Here is an 18,356-nt window from a genome sequence, read left to right on the forward strand (position 1 = left end):
CATATAATCAGCTGTTGGATTAGATAAAATATGAACAAAAAAGCCAAGCACTGAATGAAAAGTGCTTGACTACTTATTCAAATCATAATTAACATTGGTAAGACCATAGGTTTACGTGCAGTCTCTTTATATAAAAATCTAGAAAGATCATCAATAACCGCTTGACGAATATCTGCTTCGTTAACATTTGGATTACTCATCACACGACGCATTGTTCCAAAAATAACACGGCGGCCTTCATTAATCAAATCACCAGATTCACGCATGTAAACGAATCCACGAGATAAAATATCTGGACCAGACAAAATTTCTTTTTCTTTTAAATCAATTGTTGCAGTTACGACAACTAAGCCGTCCTGAGACAATTTTTGACGATCATGTAATACAACTGAACCAATATCTCCGATACCCGATCCATCAATGTAGGTATCGTCACCGGGAAAATGACCAGCAACACGGGCATTTTCGCCATCTAAAGCCAAAACATCACCATTTTCTAAAATAAAAGTGTGATCTTTTGGCACATCAAGTTCTTGCGCTAATGATGCATGAACCTTAAGCATACGATACTCACCGTGGACCGGCATGAAGAATTTTGGTTTCATCAAGGCAATCATCAATTTTTCTTCTTCTTGACCACCGTGACCAGATGTGTGGATGTTATTGACTTTACCATAAATAACATTAGCGCCGCCTTCTTCTAACTTATTGATTACTTGATTGACGGAAGCTGTATTACCAGGGATAGGTGAGGAAGAAAAAATAACGTTATCTTTAGGCTTTAGACGAATTTGTTTATGAGTTCCTTCAGCAATTCGCGCTAAAGCTGCCATTGGTTCACCTTGAGAACCAGTGGATAAGATTAATAACTCATCATCTGGAATATGTTTGATTTCTGATTGCTCAACAAGCATATTATCTGGGATATTCAAATAACCTAGCGCGCGACCGTTAGTTACAGCTGATTCCATTGAACGACCAAAGACAGCAATTTTACGACCATGTGCAATGGCAGCATCAGTTGCCATACGAACACGATTCATATTAGAAGCGAATGTAGCAAAAATAATGCGGCCATGTTCAATTTTATCAAAAATACGATTGACTGATTTGGCGACCCAAGCTTCTGATTTTGTCCATTCAGGACGTTCAGCGTTAGTTGAATCACTCATCATGAGTAAGACACCATTTTCGCCAATACGAGCCATTGACCAGAGGTTAGGTGGCTGTTTTGTTGTGGGTGTCAGATCAAATTTAAAATCACCGGTCTCAACAATTGTACCAACAGGGGTATGGATAGCAACACCAAACACATCAGGTATTGAGTGCGTTGTTCGGAAAAATTCAACACTTAATTTATCAAACTCAAGTACTGAACCATCTGTAATTTCGTGCAGCTCAACACGATTTAACATTTGCTTTTCTTCAAGTTTATTCTTGATCAAAGCCATGGCTAAAGGACCAGCATAGACTGGAACATTAACTGATTGTAAAAAGTAGGAGATGGCACCGATATGGTCTTCGTGTCCGTGCGTAATAACCAATGCCTTGACGCGATCGATGTTGTCGACTAAATAAGTATAGTCAGGAATAACATAGTCAATGCCGAGTAAATCATCTTCCGGGAACTTAATACCCGCGTCGACGACAATGATTTCATTTTGATACTCAATACCGTATGTGTTCTTACCGATCTCGCCTAATCCACCTAGCGCATATACTGCGACTTCATTAGGTTTAATATCTACAGAATATGTCATAATTAGAATGTTGTAATTTCGAAGTCAGGGTTGGCTTTTTCGTAAGTTAATGCCTTATCTGTTAATTCTTCGATAGCTTCCACATTATAAGTTGTGTTTTCTTCAATAATTTCCCGTGCTTGTGGCAAACTGTCTGCCGTTAAGTAGAGTGAAACCGTTGTTTCACGCTTGGGATTGCGTTCTGGGTGTTCTTGGTAATAAACTTTGTAAATCATAATGCCTCCAAAATATAGTAGTTTAATTTAATTTTTCACGAACGAAAACCTATATAATAGTGTACCACATAGCTTATACAAACGGGGGAATTGTCAAAATTATTGCTTGATTATTGTGTATAATATTGTTAGATTTATAGAAAGGAATAATCAAATGACAGTTCAATCTATTGCCGTTTTCATGGGCGCACAATTTGGAAATGATCCAGAATATACTATAATAGCCGAGAAGCTTGGCCAATTAATTGCTGAAAAGAAATTAAAATTGGTTTATGGTGGCGGTAGGGATGGTTTAATGGGGGCAACTGCGCTCAGCACAATGGCCCACGGTGGCGAGGTTATTGGCATAACCCCAAACAATCTCGCCGAAGATGCCATTTCACCAGAGCAAGTGACGCGGTTAATTGAGGTTGATAGTATGTCAGAACGTAAAGACCTTATGATGCGCTATGCGGATGCTTTTGTTGTGCTTCCAGGTGGTTTTGGTACTTTAGAAGAATTGGCACAAGTACTGAGTTGGGCAAAGATAGGCTTACATGATAAGCCACTTGTCTTATTAAACATTAATGGTTTTTATGATAGTTTATGGGCTTGGCTAAAAGAAACTGTGACCAAAGGTTTTGTAGCTGAACACGAATTACAACATGTACAGCTCTTTGACAATATTGATGATACATTAATCTATATTAATCAATTTAACGTGCTAATCCATGAAACAAACGACTATTAATTGTGTATGAGTAGGAGAAAAAATGGTGAATTCTGATTTAATGGCTGAGTTTATTAGTGTCTATATGTCATCACTAAAAAATTTAGAGAAGTTAATTTCACAACCAACAAGTCAGTTTGGTATATCTTTTGAACAATGGTTAATTATGACTGCAGTGGTGAATAGTGATCAGGACAAGCTACTAACGATGACCAAAATTGCCGCCGAGCGTGGCGTGACAAAGGGCGCAATCGCGCGACAACTTAAACCGTTGTTTGAACAAGGCTACCTTGAGCAAGTGCGAGATGAGCAGGATCATAGACGTATTTTATTAAACGCAACACTTGAGGGGCAACGCGTGGAATCAATTATTACACGATGTGTGAACAGTCGTTTTAATGGTTGGCTGGATACATACGGCTTAGTTGAGGGACAGGCATTATTAAGTACATTACGTCGATTAGACGCATTGATTGTGCAACCAGAATTAAATAAAGAGAAACATTGATATATCAACATATTTGTGGTAGAATTCTATCTTGTGTGAAGACTGCAAATATAGCAGTTTTCTGTTATAATAAACTATATTATTAATAAAAGAGGATATTAATCATGGCTATTGGCATGAATGATTTAAAAAATGGTTTGACAATTGAGTATACAAACGGTTTATGGCGTGTTTTGGACTTCCAACACGTGAAGCCTGGTAAGGGTGGTGCTTTTGTTCGTTCAAAGTTGAAGAACTTACGTACTGGTGCTGTTAATGAAGTGACATTCCGTCCTGGAGATAAGTTTGAACAGGCAGACATTACAACACGTCCTATGTCTTATTTGTATGCTGAAAACGATGGTCGTGTTTTCATGGATGTTGAAACATATGAACAAGTCAATTTGCCAGATGATAAGATTGCATCAGCCTTAAAGTTTTTGCTTGAAGGTATGGAAGTCAAGGTTACGATGTATGGTAACGAAATTCTTGGTGCTGAATTGCCATCAACAGTACCCTTGAAAATTACTGAAACACAACCCGGTATTAAAGGTGCAACTGCAACCGGTTCAGGGAAGCCAGCAACTTTGGAAACAGGCGCAACTATAACAGTGCCTGATTTTATTAACGAAGGTGAAACAATCATCGTCAATACAGAAGACGGTGCATATAAAGGCCGTGCTTAATAAAAAAGCATGACATTAAAACGTCATGTATTTAATTTTACAGTATGAGTGTTTGAGTAATAGGGAACACGTCTCAAAAAGTTCCCCCTGTGGAACTTTTTATTTTAAAGAATATTTTCGAGGATTAAATAATGGCCAGAGAAATTAAGCGTAATAAGCAGACTGCAAAAAACATTATATTGGCAACTGAAAATTCAGTTGTTGGTGGAACGACACAAGTAACGCCAGAAGTCATCGAAGTGGTTGCCCAAATTGCGACGCAAGAGGTACCTGGTGTTTATTCAATGCGAGGCACATTGTCAGATCGCTTTACAAATGCATTTGGATCTAACGCACGTGGAAAAGGTGTAGAATTATCCCATACTGAGGAAGGCTTAGTCATTGACGCCTATGTCTTTTTGCAGTATGGGGTTGTTGTGCCCAAAGTTGCGCTTGAAATTCAACATGCAATTCAATCTCAGATTTCATCAATGACGGATTTGCAGGTCACTCAAATAAATGTTCACGTGACTGGTATTGTACCAGAAAAAATTTCTAGTAGCATTGATCCTGATAATTTATTTGGTGAATCTGGTACAACTGAGGTAGTTAAGTAATGTCTAATTTGACACGGCACGAATCACGTCAAGCAGCGTTTCAAGTTCTGTTTGCGTTAGAAAAAGATCCAAAAAGTAATAACATTGATAAACTATATGACATTGTGTTGGAAGGCAAAGATTATGATGATTACCTGCCACGACTAGTTAATGGTGTTTTGGGTACAAAATCAGAATTAGACGAGCAAATTACTGCCCATTTAGCGAATGGATGGGCAATTAATCGTATTAATAAAGCTGATCTTATTATTTTACGGTTGGCAATATATGAGCTATTAAATAATTTGGTTCCTTATAAGGTGGCCATTGATGAAGCTCTGATATTAACTAAAACTTTTTCGGATGAAGAAAGTCGTAAGTTTGTTAATGGCTTGTTGAAAAACTTTACACCAGCAGTTGCACCAAAAGTTGAGTAAGTCATTATAAGTCGCATGGCGGCTTTTTTTCTTAATGACATTCAAATATTAAATGATGATTTTATGATTGAAAAATAGCGAATGGTTCATTGATTACGCCCTAAATATCTAAAAATAGGAGGAATAGCTCGGAGAACTGTTTGCAAGACGTTGTATAACGAATAGTAATGTTTGTTTTCTAAAAACGTTAACGCATAGCTTCTTTGTGCATTTTAAAATATGGCAATTTATGATTTAACAAAAACACCGGCAGATAGTTATGATACGCATACGCACTTAAATGATGATAAATTATTTCACGATGTGCCAGCTTATATTGGTCGTGCACATGAGTTTCGCGTGATGGAAATGAATATTGTTGGTTATGATGCTAAAGGCAATGAAAGAGCTTTAGAAATTGCACAAGCACATGATAATATCTATGCAGTTTTGGGCTTTCAACCAGAAGACACCGGCGATTTTGATGCTGTTGCTGCTGAAAAGTTAGAAAAGCAATTGCAACAAAGTAAAGTGGTTGGTGTCGGTGAAACCGGTTTGGATTATTATTGGGAGACAACAGCACACGATGTTCAAAAAAAAGCTTTTCAAACACATTTAGCATTGGCTAAAAAGTATGATTTACCAATTATTATTCATAACCGTGATGCATTTGAAGATGTTTACGCCATGTTGAAAGATAGCGGGGTCACAAAAGGCGTAATGCATAGTTTTTCTGGTACACCAGAACAGGCAATGGCGTTTGTTAATTTGGGGATGCATATCTCATTTAGTGGTGTCGTGACATTTAAAAAAGCTGAAGATGTCCGTGAAGCAGCCAAATCTGTACCCTTAAACCGTCTATTAGTTGAAACTGATGCGCCATATTTAGCACCAACGCCATTTAGAGGAAAAGATAATGAACCGGCACTTGTAAAATACATTGTTGATTCGTTGGCAGAAACGCTTAATATGACACCAAAAGAAATATCAGATATCACACGTCAAAACGCGCATCGTCTTTTCTTAAATCATGATTGAACGACCACATATTAATGAAATGATTGTTGTCGAAGGTAAATCTGACACACAAAATTTAGCCCGTGCAGTAGTTGCTGATACAATTGAAACTGGTGGTAGTGCTGTTAATGGCGATGCTATCAAGCGTGCGCAATATGCAGCAAAAACACGTGGTGTCATTATTCTAACGGATCCTGACTTTAATGGGCAACGTATTCGTCAAATTATGACCACAGCCGTCCCTTTAGCGAAGCAGGCATATATTACGCAAAGTGAGGGTCGCGCGCAGAAAGATAATTGGCATAAGTCTCTGGGCGTCGAACATGCTGAACCAAATATACTACGGCAAGCATTAGCATTTGTTATGACGCCTAAAATTGATATAGTAACTGATGTAGATCAGCAATTTTTGATACAAAGTGGGCTATTAAATGGTCAAGATGCTCGAAAGCGTCGCGAAATAGTTGGTGAGTCATTACATATTGGTTATACAAATGGTAAACAATTGTTAAAACGTGTGCAGCAATTTGGAATTACGCAGGCACAAATTTTGACAGTATTGAAAGGTAAGTGACTAAATGGCAGAGATAATAGATATTGCAAATCCAACACGAACACAAGCAATTTTAAATGCATATGGTTTGCATGCTAAGAAAAAATTCGGACAAAATTTTTTAACTGACTTAGATGTGTTGCATGGGATTGTTGATACTGCAGATATAACGAATGAAGATTATGTTATTGAAATTGGACCAGGAATTGGATCTTTAACCGAACAAATAGCACGCGCAGCAAAAAAAGTCCTAGCTTTTGAAATTGATACACAAATGGTCAAAGTTTTAGGGGAAACCTTAAAAGACTATGATAATGTTAAGGTCATTTCAGGTGATATTTTAGAGATGAACTTGCCTCAAATTATTACCGAAGAATTTGGTGAAACGGCTCATGTTAAAGTGGTTGCAAACTTACCTTATTACATAACGACACCAATTTTGATGCAGTTATTGCGTACTAACATTACATGGGATAATATTGTGGTCATGATGCAGCGTGAAGTAGCTGATCGATTAAATGCTGAAGTGGGAACAAAAGCTTATGGGGTACTAACTTTAACGGTTCAGTATTTTGCAAATGCTCAGTTAGCGATAGAAGTGCCGGCAACAGCGTTTAATCCAGCGCCTAAAGTTGAATCAGCAGTAGTCAAATTGACACCGTTAGTACCGCAAGTTATTGTTGACCAACCTGAGAGATTATTTGGTGTGATTAAAGGTAGTTTTTCACATCGGCGTAAAAGCCTTTGGAATAACATGTTGCAAACTTATGGCAAAGACACATATATTAAGGAAAAAATAACAGCAGCCTTAAAACAAGCGACTATTGATCCATCCATACGTGCAGAACGTTTAGATTTAACACAATTAACAACATTATATCTAGCTTTACGTGAACAAGAGTTAACGCAATAACTGTATATTTTTTCATTATTTAGTTTGATTATACAGTCGAGTTTGCAATTAAAGCTTATTTGTGTTATACTTAAATAAGTTTTTCACGAAAGGTGGTATAAAAATGCCAAGTAGTTTGCAAGACATTAAGATTAAACTCGACGCCCACGTTGGCGAAGCCGTTACAGTAGTTGCACAAGCCGGACGTAAAAAGATTACAGAACGAACCGGTGTGCTACGTTCAACGTTTCCTTCTCTGTTTGTTGTCGAACTAGATGAAGAAGCTAAGTTTGAGCGCGCGTCATACAGTTATACTGACATTTTAACGAATAATATTGATATTACTTTTGCTGAATAAATAAAATGCCCTATTGGGCTTTTTTTGTAGTTGTGAGATAATTTAGGTTATGAAAAAACAAGTGTTTTATGCTATCTTAACGATTTCTCTGATACCAATTGGTATTTTTTTAATTGGCATGAAAATGACGGTTGCAACCCACCCAACACACCATGTACCTGTTCAAATTGTGACTGACAATGTGGCTTATCAACAAATAGCACAGGCGGTTGCTAATACAAGCGGACATGTGTCATTGTTGTCAGGTAATTTAGCACAAAATAATGAAAAATCAATTTTCAAACAAGCAGAAATTCTCGTTACTGATAGCCATCAAAATCAATTATTAACGCAAAGACGTAATTTAAAGTTACATTCTAAATTATTAGTAGCAAGCGATGTGGTCAAAAATCAAGCTTATGCCAATTATTGGTTAAGTCCAGAGATCACTTTGAAAACAATTGCACGATTGTCTGATTTGCTGAGTGATTTAGATCCTAGAAATCGCAATAATTATATCAATAATAGTCAAAAATTAAATGAGCAAACACAAGCATTGTCTCAAGGCATTGAATCTTTAAAACAAGAAAAAAACGTGCATTATATTGCGACAAATAATGCACAACAAGTGTTCATGACACAACTAAACTATACTTCAGATGTCTCAAATATCGAAATTACCTCAGATAAAGATTTTGACAAATTGACCAAACGAATACGTGACAAACAAATTCGCTTTGTATTAACTGCAAGTCAGGATCAATCTGATCGAGATCAACATTTAGTGGCGTTAGCAAAAAGTGCTAACATACCAGTAATTACTTTTAATCAAGTATTACCATCGAATCAAAAAGTATGGCAATGGCAGTTGACATTTGTTGAACAGCTGCAGGCAGTTTTTAAACCAGTAGAAAGTGGTAAATAATGAGTATCATACGGACAAAAGACTTTGGTATTCACTATGGTGAAAAAAAAATACTAACGCATGCTACTATTGATATACCAGCGGGACGTTTTTTTGCTTTATTAGGCGAAAATGGTGCTGGAAAGACAAGTTTTGTTAAAGCGCTTATTGGGCAAAATCAGCAAACTGATGGTGAACTAAAGTTAAATACAAATCGCGTCGGATTTGTACCTCAATTTCGTGATATAACACGTGACTTTCCTTTAAATATAGCTGAATTTGTGGCTTTAAATTATAATAAAGGTTGGCGTTTGTGGCTGAATAAACGCGAGAAATCAGCAGTAGAGTCAGCACTAAAATTGATGGATTTGGCAGATATGAGTGACAAACGATTGGGTTTAGCATCCGGTGGTCAAAAGCAACGTGCATTTGTGGCACAAGCACTTGTTCAACAACCAGATTTGTTAATATTAGATGAATCTACCGCAAGTTTAGATCATGAACATAAAATACAATTATTACAGACTGTTAAGCAGTTACAAAAAACACAACATTTAACAATTTTATTTATTACACATGAATTAGAATTAGTCGCGCAGTTTGCCGATGGTTATTTACTTTTTGAAAATGGGCATGTAACCCAAGGGGGAGTGGATGAATTGCAGTCGTTAACCATGAAAATGACACATATTCATGCGGAAGATGAGGTGCGCCATGTTTAGTTACGATTTTATGCAAAATGCTTTTATGGCAGGAACAGTTGTCAGCATTGTTGCGGGTATTGTTGGTACATTTGCTGTCGCCCGCAACTATGCTTTTCTAACACATACTTTAAGTGAAATTGGATTTGCCGGTGCGGCTTTTGGTTTATTTGCTGGTTGGCCAGCACTACTTGGCATGATGATTGCAACAAGTGGGGCATCTATAGCGATCGGGGCATTAGAATCAGGGTACACAAAACGTGATAATGTCACAAGCGCAATCTCGGCATTGGCTATTGGGTTGGGAATTTTATTTTTAGCACTCGGACATACTAGTACGACAGCCGCTACTGGAATTTTATTTGGGTCCGTGTTAGGTATTAGTCGACAAAATTTGTTATTGTTAATTGTGTTAGCAATTTTTGTTATGGTTACGTTACTGATTAATTATCGGTCATTACGACAATTGGCATTTGATGAAGCTGGTATTTTCCTACAAAGTGGGCGTCAAAAAGCAGTACGTTATATTTTTTTAGTGATTATTGCTTTGTCGGTCAGTATTTCATCACAACTTGTTGGATCATTGTTAATTTTTGTATTGGTAACATTGCCTGCTGCAAGTGCTAAATACTATGCAACAGCAACGACAAGATTAATGGGTCTAGCCGTTATCTTTGCTTTATTTGGTACTTGGTCTGGCTTAACATTGGCCTATTTAACAAATTTACCAGCCAGTTTTTTTATTGCAGTGATTGAAGTTTTAATTTATTTAGTTTCTGTTTGGCAGTTTCAAAAAAGTGCTTAAATACCGAACGTTAATATTTTAAAAGTGTTATAATTAATGTTAAATACTAATATTTATAAAGGAGAATACGTGCTGATTTGTTTATAGCACGTTTATACATCATGAAAACACGTCGTTCGGATCGCCTTGTTGATATGGCGCGCTACATGCTTGAGCGCCCTCGTACACTCATTTCTTTGTCCTATTTTGCTAAGCGGTATGATTCTGCTAAGTCTTCTATTTCTGAAGACTTATCCATTTTAAAAAGAACATTTCAGGAACGCGGAACAGGTTTACTCGAAACTGTCCCTGGTGCGGCTGGTGGTGCACGTTTTATACCATTCATGGCCGAGGATGAAGCAAAAAGCTTTATTGAAGAAATACGTCAATATGTCAATGACGAAACACGTGTATTACCTGGTGGATATGTTTATTTGTCAGATTTGTTAGGTCGCCCAGATATTTTACGTCAAGTGGGTCGATTGATTGCCACACAGTATTTACGTGACAACATTGATGCAGTTATGACGGCAGCTACTAAAGGTGTGCCACTAGCACAGGCAGTTGCCGAGCAATTAAATGTTCCTTTTGTGATTGTGCGTGATGATGCTAAAGTAACAGAGGGACCAACAGTTTCTGTGAACTATTTGACAGGATCTTCAAAACGTGTTGAAAAAATGGAATTATCTCGTCGTTCGTTACGTACAGGATCTCGTGTCTTAATCGTTGATGATTTTATGAAGGCTGGTGGTACCATTCAGGGTATGCAAACACTTGTCAGTGAGTTTGATGGCACAGTTGTTGGTACAGCTGTGTTTGCTGAAGGTAGGTCGGCAACACGCTTGCTTGATCGCTTTACATCGTTACTACATGTGGATACAAATCTTAAAAATGGTGATCCGATTATAGTTACTGCTGGTAATTATGCAAAAGAAATTTATAAACGCGAGGCATAGTTAGTTATGATTGATGAAGTAAATGTTTTAGTATTGGCGGCTGGTAATGGGTCGCGTATGAAGTCAAGCGCCCCAAAAGTGTTGCATGAGGTTGCTGGCCAAATGATGATCGACTGGGTGTTAGATGCCGTTGAACCACTTTCAAAAAATAAACCAATCACAGTTATCGGTGTTGGCGCTGACAGTGTTCAGGCGCATGTTGGGTCGCGTAGTGAATTTGTTTTGCAGTCTGAACAACTTGGTACTGGTCATGCTGTTCAGCAAGCCCAGTCACAACTTGAGTCAAGTCATGGTGTGACACTTATTATGTCAGGTGATACGCCGATGTTTCGTTCTGAAACGCTGTCAGAATTTATCGACGAACATAAGAGGTCTAACAACGCAGTAACTGTCTTGACTGCTATTGCAGATGATCCGACTGGTTATGGTCGAATCGTACGCGCAGATGATGATACTGTGATCAAGATAGTCGAACAAAAGGATGCTAGCGTGACGGAGCGCCGTATCCGAGAAGTCAACACGGGCGTGTATATTTTTGATAATCAATTATTATTTGAATCACTATCACAAGTAAAAAATAATAATGCGCAGGGTGAGTATTATTTGCCAGACACGTTAGATATTTTGCGTCAGTCTGGTCATCAAATTGGTGCCTATACTTTACAGAATTTTACCGAATCGCAAGGTGTCAACGACCGTGTAGCTTTATCTGTTGCAAATCAAGTCATGCATGAACGTATTAATCATCAATTGATGATTGCAGGCGTTGAACTGGTAGATCCAGCTAGTACATTTATCGACGCAACAGTGATTATTGGCCAAGATACAGTGATTGAAGGCGGCGTAACCATTTTAGGGCAAACGGTAATTGGGAAAAATAACTTGATAACCCAAGGGTCACGCATTTCTGATAGTTTTATTGGTGATGATAGCGTGATTACCTCATCACACTTAGAAAGTGCGCGGTTAGCTAATGGCGTTACCGTTGGTCCATACGCACATTTGCGGCCACAAACAAATCTAGGTGATCACGTGCATATTGGTAACTTTGTGGAAGTCAAACAAGCAACAGTGGCCGCTAATACTAAGGCGGGTCATTTGACATATATAGGAAATGCAACTATTGGCGAGGACGTCAATATTGGTGCGGGCACAATTTTTGTTAATTATGATGGCGTTAATAAATTCACTACAGTAGTTGGTGATCGCGCCTTTATTGGTTCAAATACGAAAATTGTTGCACCAGTGAATATTGCAACTGAGGCTATCACGGCAGCTGGGTCAACTATTACAAATGATGTACCTGGTCATGCTATGGCAATTGCTCGAGCTCGTCAAATTAACAAGGAAAATTTTTGGGATCATATGCCACATAAATAATATTCAAATATAATGTTTAAAAATAAAAAGCACGACTATGTCATCTGAACATAATATAGTGCTTTTTTCGTATAATAATTTAAGAATCATGCCACTTGAATGTTTGGTTGTAACCTTGTTCAATATCTATTCTATGGTAAACTAATATTGACATAATTTAAAAGGATGAGACCATGCAAATTACAGGTGAAAAGGCGTTAGAAAACATTTTGGAAGATGCTATTTATTTTTATAAAGATACTATTTTGGATAGCGATCATATTGCCTTAGATAATCTTTTTATGATATTAGATAAACATATTCATGATGACAATTTTATACATATTACCGGTGAAATTAACGGTGGTATAACCGAAGGTGGCACAACGTTAACTTTAGAAACTAATATTGTGAACTTACCATTGCGCTACACAAACCAATTAAAAAAATTGATTTGGCCGGAAAAAGAGGATAATCAAGTTAATATATACATGATTATTGAAAATGTCGATGTGAGTCAATCAAACTTGAAAATTGCATTGGCAAGTTCAGTTGCTGCATATTTAGATGATGCTGCTAGCGTTAAAATAAAAATTTCACAGTGGTTTGATGAACAATTGGCTAATATTGTGATTGCACAAAATAAAGTTGAAGAGAATGACGATCCAGAAAATAAAACAAGCGATAATTAAGATTATCGCTTGTTTTATGCATCGTATTCAATTTTACCTGTAATCCGTGATTGCTGTTCACCATTCAAATAAGTAAAGTCTAATATATGGTGCGATACAGTCGATTTTACACCATAAAGTTCACCTAAATCATAGGCTTCAATGATGTATTTTGCCATCATTTTTTTAGAGCCAGCGTTAGAATCTGGTACATAAATGTCAGCAAAATCAGTGTATTTAGGATTAGCAACGCGGCTAATATCGTGTTTTTCTAGTTTTGTTAATTTTATCATGTGTCTATTATAACAGGTTATACGACATGGATGAGTGGCATGATGTATTGAGATGAACTTGTTTTTGACTATTACTGAAAAATTTGATATACTAACTATATGCGATGAGTCGAAGCGCTTGAAAAATTAGCGCCGAAGGCGGCCTGCCGTGTTAAATCACAAGTCTCGTATAGACGCAGGTGTTAATGGTGGTTGTGGAACCCCATTTTCTCACTATGACTAACAGTGCTTGCACTGCAGTGACGCGACTTTACTACTGATGTGACAATTAGTAGTCGCCCGCAGGAGCGAATCCTGCATGCCAAACTAACACCTAACAATAATTTGTTAGGTGTTTTTTAGTGACATGATCTGTTTAAACGTATTATGTTATTAGAGGTGATACACGTGATAGATAAGTTTGATGTAATCAAAGAGAAATTAGCAGTCTATAAAATTTGGTTATTGTTTGGTGGTGTTATTTTGATTGGCTGTACAGCTATGATTGTCGTCAAGCAACCTAAATCAGTAGAAATGCCAACTGCATACAGTATGAGTAGCACAAGTAGTTCAGCTGCCACCACTTCAATTAGTTCCAAGGCAGCGGTTATGATTGATGTCAAGGGTGCTGTTAAAAATCCAGGTGTGTATGATATTGTCAACTCACCACGTGCACAAACTGCTATTGCAAAAGCAGGTGGATTGATGCATGAAGCTGATACGCTAAAGTTAAATTTGGCTCAAAAATTATCTGATGGACAAATGCTGTATGTGCCAGTAATTGGTGAAGCAGCCTCAAATAAAGTGGCCATTGGTCAATCAGGAACTGAATCAAATCAAGAAATAACTAAAATTAATTTAAATACTGCGACTGTTGAAGAATTGCAGACACTAGAAGGTGTCGGTGAAAAAAAAGCGGAACAAATTATTGCTTATCGTGAAGCGCATGATGGTTTTAAAAAATTAGATGAAATTAAAGAAGTTTCTGGTATAGGAGCAAAACGTTTTGAAACACTGCAGGATAAGATAACAATATAATGATTAATCGATCCTTTTTGATAGTGAGTTTGCTTATTGCGACCGTGGGTGGCTGTATTTATCGCTTCAATAGTGTAACGATTGTTTTGTTAGTATTAGTGATTGTCATTTCTTGTTTTAACTTGAATAAGTGGTTTATGATGATTGTCATCATCTTAGGAACACCTTTTTTGCTTTACTTTATCCATGATGCACATGAGCTACGCATACAGTCGTTAGAACCAGATCAAGAATCTGCTCAAATTAGTGGTGTTATTTTACCTGATGAAATTACCATTGATGGTGATAATTTAATGACTAATGCACGTTTAGATGTCAATAAACATATTGTTAGATTGTATGCTAAACTAACTTCTGAATCTGAAAAACAAGCGTGGTTATCTGAAAAAAATATTGTTCATTTTGAAGCCACAAGCGACTTATCACGTATTAAACCGCCAACAAATTTTAACCAGTTTGATGCACAAAGATATTATGAGACAAAGCATATTACGCACCAAGTAACTATCAAATCATGGCAAGTGAAACCAATAAATTCAAAGAAAATTTGGCAGAAATGTCGCTATCAATTACATATATGGCATGCACAGGGCATTCAAAATGCAGCAAAGTTACCGCAACCGTTAAGTGATTATGCACAGGCACTCATTTTAGGAACGGCATCGCAATCACTTTATGGTAATAACCCAGGTGTACAAACGTTGGGACTAATTCATTTGTTTAGTGTGTCTGGATTTCATGTATCCTATGTATTAATGCTTCTCATGGCGGTTCTACGACGACTTTATGTACCACAAGAAGTATCTGCTTGGTTGGGTGCACTACTTTTGGTTAATTATTTTGTGTTTGCTGGTGAGCCCGCAGTGCTTGTACGTGCTTTAATTGCTGGACTAATTATGATGACGCGTTTGGCAGGTTGTCGACGTATACCAATTGAAAGCGTTTGGGCAGTCAGTTTATTAGGCAGCCTAATCTATGAGCCGGGTATTTTATTCACACTAGGAGGCCAACTATCTTTTGCCATGACATTTTGTTTACTATTCACGACAAAATTAAATTTTTGGCAGGTTAACTTATTATTAAGTGCGGTCAGTTTGCCACTCATTGTCAGCCAACAATATACATGGCATGTCTTGCAAACCTTTGTGAATTTTGCGGCAATACCAATATTTAGTGTCGTCATTGTGCCTGCAGTAATTGTCGGTTTTATTGGGCAAACGGTACCATTTGTGACTCATTTAATGAACAGCATTATTGGTTTATTTGCTCATAGCGTTGATTTTATTGCGACACTACCTGGTAATCTAATTATTGGTAAGCTATCTTGGTTTGTATCAATTATTCTGTTTTTAGTGGCGTTATTATTATTTGTAACAGAAAAAAAGATTGCTCAAGTTGCAAGAGTGTCGTGGATAACGCTACTAGGTAGTGTGTTACTTTGGACACGGTTTCCAGTACATGGTGAATTTTCAATTTTTGATATTGGACAAGGGGATGCTACATTGATTTGTGAACCCTTTAAGCGTTCCGTCACTTTGATTGATACAGGCGGGCAAGTAATGTTTGGTTCAAAGCAAAAGTGGCAAGAGCAAGCTTTTCAGAGAACCAAAGGTGAAACAGTTATTGTGAATTACTTGCATAGCCAAGGGATTAGTCATATAGATAACCTTGTATTAACACACCAAGATTTTGATCATATTGGTGATGCGAAAATAATACTACAAAAAATTAGAGTTAATCATATTATTATTCCGGCAGGTATGGCTGAACAACAAGCATTTGCAAAAGAAATAAAGCCATATCTTAAGAAAACGCACGTTATTGAGGTTACTCAAGGTATGATGATACCAAAAATGCCATTGCATATTGTTCATCCGTTTCAAGTAGGAAAAGCAGAAAACGAAGATTCCATTGCACTATATGGTAACATTGGCGGTCAAAATATTTTTACGGCAGGTGATTTAAATCAAGCAGGGGAGTCAGCAATTGCTGCTAAATATCCTAATATGCGTGTCGATATTTTAAAATTAGGACACCATGGTTCTAAAACGTCTTCTAATCCAACTGTTATCAAACAATGGCAACCTAAAGTAGGCATCGTGTCAGCAGGTCGTAATAATAGGTATCATCATCCACATATGGAGACACTAAAAACAATTCAAGATCAACAGATGACACTGTTTAATACACAAACTCATGGTATGATTAGATATAATTATACAAGGAAAAAAGGTCAGTTTGAGGTGAAATTAAATCATGAACTTGCAACAACTACAACAACAAATTAAAAATAAGGCCTTAGCTAATTTTTATGTCGTGACTGGAAATGAAGACGTTCTCATTTACCGTGCACAACAGGCTTTTAGACAACTTATTCAATTGGCAGATCGTGATATGAATTATTCGCAATTTGACCTGATTGATCAGGCTTTAGATGAGGTTATTAATGATGCTATGTCAATGCCTTTTTTTGGTGATCGCCGTGTTGTAGTTGTTCAAAATCCTGAATTTTTGACAGCTAAGGGTAAAATTTCTGTTCAAAATCAAGAACAACTTGTCAAATTATTAGAAAAACCGATTGCTGAAAATATTGTTGTTTTTTTTATTAATGACTTAAAAATTGATAAACGTAAAAAAATTACTAAAACGCTATTAAAATACGCAGAAAATATTGAATTACCAGCATTAAATGAATCACAATCAAGACAAGCAATTACCCAAGAGCTACAGCAACGCGCCTATAAAATTGAACAGGATGCCTTGCAGGAATTAATTTTGCGAACAAATGCGCACTATACTGCAATGAAAAATGAATTACCTAAATTGATCGCATATGCAACACATACCAAAAATATTTCATTGGAGGCAGTAACGACTTTAGTACCCAAGACTTTAACAGCGACTATTTTTGATCTCGTCGATGCTGTAATGACAAGACAATCTAAAAAAGCTTTGTTAATTTATAGAGATTTATTACAAAATGGGGAACCCGCTTTGCGGATTAATGCGGTACTGACGGGGCAATTCCGATTATTGTTACAAATTGCAGGTTTGAAGGGTACGGAACAAGATATGAGTAAGCAATTAGGGATACATCCATACCGTATTAAACTAGCACACCAAATGTTAAAGAAATATTTGCTCGCATCACTTAGAGATAGCTATCTGGGTATGGTGGGTATTGAGGTGAAATTAAAATCAACAAATCAAGAACCAGCGTTACTATTTGAACGTTTTATATTAAAAAACACCTTATAAGAGAACAAAAAAACGACTTAACTGTCACGCCAAATTAGGCATGATGTTGAAAGTCGTTTTTTTATTATTTTTACTTAACATACTTAGCTAAACGTGACTTCTCACGTGAAGCTTTGTTCTTCTTGATCAAACCCTTTGAATAGGCGTGGTCAATAGCAGAAGAAGCAGTCTTGTATAATTCTGCTAAATTGTCTTCACCAGCAGCTGAAGCTTTTTCAAAACGCTTAACAGCTGTACGGTAAGCACTAAGTTGTGGTTCGTTACGATCGTGTTGCTTTTTCGTTAGACGAACACGTTGAATTGCTGATTCAATAACAGGCATATGTCTTTTCTCCTTAAATTTGATACGAGGCTTTCATGTAATCCTAAGATTAACGACGCAAACCTAAGCGTTGGATTAATTCACGGTAACGTTGAATGTCAGTATTTCGGAGGTAACGTAATAAGTTACGACGACTACCAATCTTCTTCATCAAACCACGTTGTGAGTGGAAATCATGCTTGTGAATTGCCATGTGTGTGTTCAACTCGTTAATGTCAGCAGTTAAAACTGCGACTTGTACTTCAGCTGAACCTGTATCGCCTTCGTGACGAGCATATTCATTGATGATTTCGTTCTTACGTTCTTGTGTAAGGGCCATATTAATATCCACCTTTCTAAAATGTCGCCAAAGACTGTGTGAAGCGACGGTGAGACGCTAGACAAAGTACTTGGTCATGTTGTTTTTACAACAAATTTAATTATACGCGAATATTCGTAAAATGC

23 protein-coding genes are annotated in these 18,356 nt (G+C 37.1%); 18 read left to right on the forward strand and 5 right to left on the reverse strand.

The genetic code is table 11. From position 1 onward, the window contains the following. Positions 1 to 77: 77 nt before the first annotated feature. Together rnjA and LEGAS_RS02495 are read right to left on the reverse strand one after the other, a co-directional pair. A complete protein-coding gene (rnjA, locus tag LEGAS_RS02490; protein WP_013231285.1) occupies positions 78 to 1,760 on the reverse strand; it encodes a ribonuclease J1 in 1,683 nt (560 codons plus the stop codon). A 2-nt stretch (positions 1,761 to 1,762) separates the two neighbouring features. Then, a complete protein-coding gene (locus tag LEGAS_RS02495; RefSeq protein ID WP_010383115.1) occupies positions 1,763 to 1,975 on the reverse strand; it encodes a DNA-dependent RNA polymerase subunit epsilon in 213 nt (70 codons plus the stop codon). A gap of 154 nt (positions 1,976 to 2,129) precedes the next feature. Between LEGAS_RS02495 and LEGAS_RS02500 the strand changes: the two genes are divergently transcribed. The 15 genes from LEGAS_RS02500 to LEGAS_RS02570 all read left to right on the forward strand — a co-directional run bounded on the left by LEGAS_RS02500 (position 2,130) and on the right by LEGAS_RS02570 (position 13,043). Next, positions 2,130 to 2,705, forward strand: coding sequence for an LOG family protein (locus LEGAS_RS02500; RefSeq protein ID WP_013231286.1), 576 nt, complete (start codon positions 2,130 to 2,132; stop codon positions 2,703 to 2,705). Between the two features lie 22 nt (positions 2,706 to 2,727). After that, the gene (locus LEGAS_RS02505; protein ID WP_010383119.1) at positions 2,728 to 3,192 is read left to right on the forward strand and encodes a MarR family winged helix-turn-helix transcriptional regulator; all 465 of its coding nucleotides are present in this window, start codon (positions 2,728 to 2,730) and stop codon (positions 3,190 to 3,192) included. A 104-nt stretch (positions 3,193 to 3,296) separates the two neighbouring features. Then, entirely contained in the window at positions 3,297 to 3,857 is a 561-nt protein-coding gene (gene efp / locus LEGAS_RS02510; RefSeq protein WP_010383120.1) for an elongation factor P, read from the forward strand. A 131-nt stretch (positions 3,858 to 3,988) separates the two neighbouring features. Beyond that, positions 3,989 to 4,453: an Asp23/Gls24 family envelope stress response protein gene (locus LEGAS_RS02515; RefSeq protein ID WP_010383122.1), complete on the forward strand. Its 465-nt coding sequence runs from the start codon at positions 3,989 to 3,991 to the stop codon at positions 4,451 to 4,453. After that, a complete protein-coding gene (nusB, locus tag LEGAS_RS02520) occupies positions 4,453 to 4,869 on the forward strand; it encodes a transcription antitermination factor NusB (protein ID WP_010383124.1) in 417 nt (138 codons plus the stop codon). The genes LEGAS_RS02515 and nusB overlap by 1 nt, the downstream gene beginning before the upstream one ends. Before the next feature lie 219 nt (positions 4,870 to 5,088). After that, complete coding sequence (locus LEGAS_RS02525) at positions 5,089 to 5,886, forward strand: TatD family hydrolase (protein WP_010383126.1); 798 nt, start codon at positions 5,089 to 5,091, stop codon at positions 5,884 to 5,886. Next, positions 5,879 to 6,439 (forward strand): ribonuclease M5, encoded by a 561-nt coding sequence (gene rnmV, locus LEGAS_RS02530; protein WP_010383128.1) that lies wholly within the window; start codon positions 5,879 to 5,881, stop codon positions 6,437 to 6,439. The genes LEGAS_RS02525 and rnmV overlap by 8 nt, the downstream gene beginning before the upstream one ends. A gap of 4 nt (positions 6,440 to 6,443) precedes the next feature. After that, positions 6,444 to 7,331 carry a 16S rRNA (adenine(1518)-N(6)/adenine(1519)-N(6))-dimethyltransferase RsmA gene (gene rsmA / locus LEGAS_RS02535; protein WP_013231287.1) on the forward strand — a complete coding sequence of 296 codons (888 nt, stop codon included), beginning with the start codon at positions 6,444 to 6,446 and terminating at the stop codon, positions 7,329 to 7,331. Between the two features lie 103 nt (positions 7,332 to 7,434). Then, a complete protein-coding gene (locus tag LEGAS_RS02540; protein ID WP_010016125.1) occupies positions 7,435 to 7,668 on the forward strand; it encodes a Veg family protein in 234 nt (77 codons plus the stop codon). 49 nt (positions 7,669 to 7,717) lie between these two features. Next, positions 7,718 to 8,572 (forward strand): metal ABC transporter solute-binding protein, Zn/Mn family, encoded by an 855-nt coding sequence (locus LEGAS_RS02545; protein WP_013231288.1) that lies wholly within the window; start codon positions 7,718 to 7,720, stop codon positions 8,570 to 8,572. Further along, a complete protein-coding gene (locus tag LEGAS_RS02550) occupies positions 8,572 to 9,273 on the forward strand; it encodes a metal ABC transporter ATP-binding protein (protein ID WP_013231289.1) in 702 nt (233 codons plus the stop codon). Before LEGAS_RS02545 ends, LEGAS_RS02550 begins: the two co-directional genes overlap by 1 nt. Continuing rightward, a complete protein-coding gene (locus tag LEGAS_RS02555; RefSeq protein WP_013231290.1) occupies positions 9,266 to 10,057 on the forward strand; it encodes a metal ABC transporter permease in 792 nt (263 codons plus the stop codon). Before LEGAS_RS02550 ends, LEGAS_RS02555 begins: the two co-directional genes overlap by 8 nt. A gap of 101 nt (positions 10,058 to 10,158) precedes the next feature. After that, positions 10,159 to 10,992 (forward strand): pur operon repressor, encoded by an 834-nt coding sequence (purR, locus tag LEGAS_RS02560; RefSeq protein WP_010387749.1) that lies wholly within the window; start codon positions 10,159 to 10,161, stop codon positions 10,990 to 10,992. A gap of 6 nt (positions 10,993 to 10,998) precedes the next feature. Continuing rightward, positions 10,999 to 12,372: a bifunctional UDP-N-acetylglucosamine diphosphorylase/glucosamine-1-phosphate N-acetyltransferase GlmU gene (glmU, locus tag LEGAS_RS02565; protein ID WP_013231291.1), complete on the forward strand. Its 1,374-nt coding sequence runs from the start codon at positions 10,999 to 11,001 to the stop codon at positions 12,370 to 12,372. Positions 12,373 to 12,545: 173 nt separating this feature from the next. Further along, positions 12,546 to 13,043 carry a hypothetical protein gene (locus tag LEGAS_RS02570; RefSeq protein ID WP_013231292.1) on the forward strand — a complete coding sequence of 166 codons (498 nt, stop codon included), beginning with the start codon at positions 12,546 to 12,548 and terminating at the stop codon, positions 13,041 to 13,043. Between the two features lie 14 nt (positions 13,044 to 13,057). Here LEGAS_RS02570 and LEGAS_RS02575 read toward each other — a convergent pair whose 3' ends face one another. Further along, positions 13,058 to 13,315, reverse strand: coding sequence for a hypothetical protein (locus LEGAS_RS02575; RefSeq protein WP_010387746.1), 258 nt, complete (start codon positions 13,313 to 13,315; stop codon positions 13,058 to 13,060). A gap of 387 nt (positions 13,316 to 13,702) precedes the next feature. On the opposite strand from LEGAS_RS02575, the gene LEGAS_RS02580 reads away from it, so the two are divergent. From LEGAS_RS02580 to holA, 3 genes are read left to right on the forward strand one after another with little or no spacing between them, the layout of a single operon-like run. Then, positions 13,703 to 14,332, forward strand: coding sequence for a helix-hairpin-helix domain-containing protein (locus LEGAS_RS02580; RefSeq protein WP_010387745.1), 630 nt, complete (start codon positions 13,703 to 13,705; stop codon positions 14,330 to 14,332). Then, entirely contained in the window at positions 14,332 to 16,620 is a 2,289-nt protein-coding gene (locus LEGAS_RS02585) for a DNA internalization-related competence protein ComEC/Rec2 (protein ID WP_013231293.1), read from the forward strand. The genes LEGAS_RS02580 and LEGAS_RS02585 overlap by 1 nt, the downstream gene beginning before the upstream one ends. Continuing rightward, positions 16,589 to 17,590 (forward strand): DNA polymerase III subunit delta, encoded by a 1,002-nt coding sequence (holA, locus tag LEGAS_RS02590; RefSeq protein WP_013231294.1) that lies wholly within the window; start codon positions 16,589 to 16,591, stop codon positions 17,588 to 17,590. The genes LEGAS_RS02585 and holA overlap by 32 nt, the downstream gene beginning before the upstream one ends. A 70-nt stretch (positions 17,591 to 17,660) precedes the next feature. On the opposite strand, the gene rpsT is transcribed toward holA, so the two are convergent. Then, a complete protein-coding gene (rpsT, locus tag LEGAS_RS02595; protein ID WP_010016113.1) occupies positions 17,661 to 17,912 on the reverse strand; it encodes a 30S ribosomal protein S20 in 252 nt (83 codons plus the stop codon). Positions 17,913 to 17,961: 49 nt separating this feature from the next. Further along, positions 17,962 to 18,231 (reverse strand): 30S ribosomal protein S15, encoded by a 270-nt coding sequence (rpsO, locus tag LEGAS_RS02600; RefSeq protein WP_010016112.1) that lies wholly within the window; start codon positions 18,229 to 18,231, stop codon positions 17,962 to 17,964. Positions 18,232 to 18,356 lie beyond the last annotated feature (125 nt).

Source organism: Leuconostoc gasicomitatum LMG 18811, from assembly GCF_000196855.1.
Taxonomy (GTDB): domain Bacteria; phylum Bacillota; class Bacilli; order Lactobacillales; family Lactobacillaceae; genus Leuconostoc; species Leuconostoc gasicomitatum.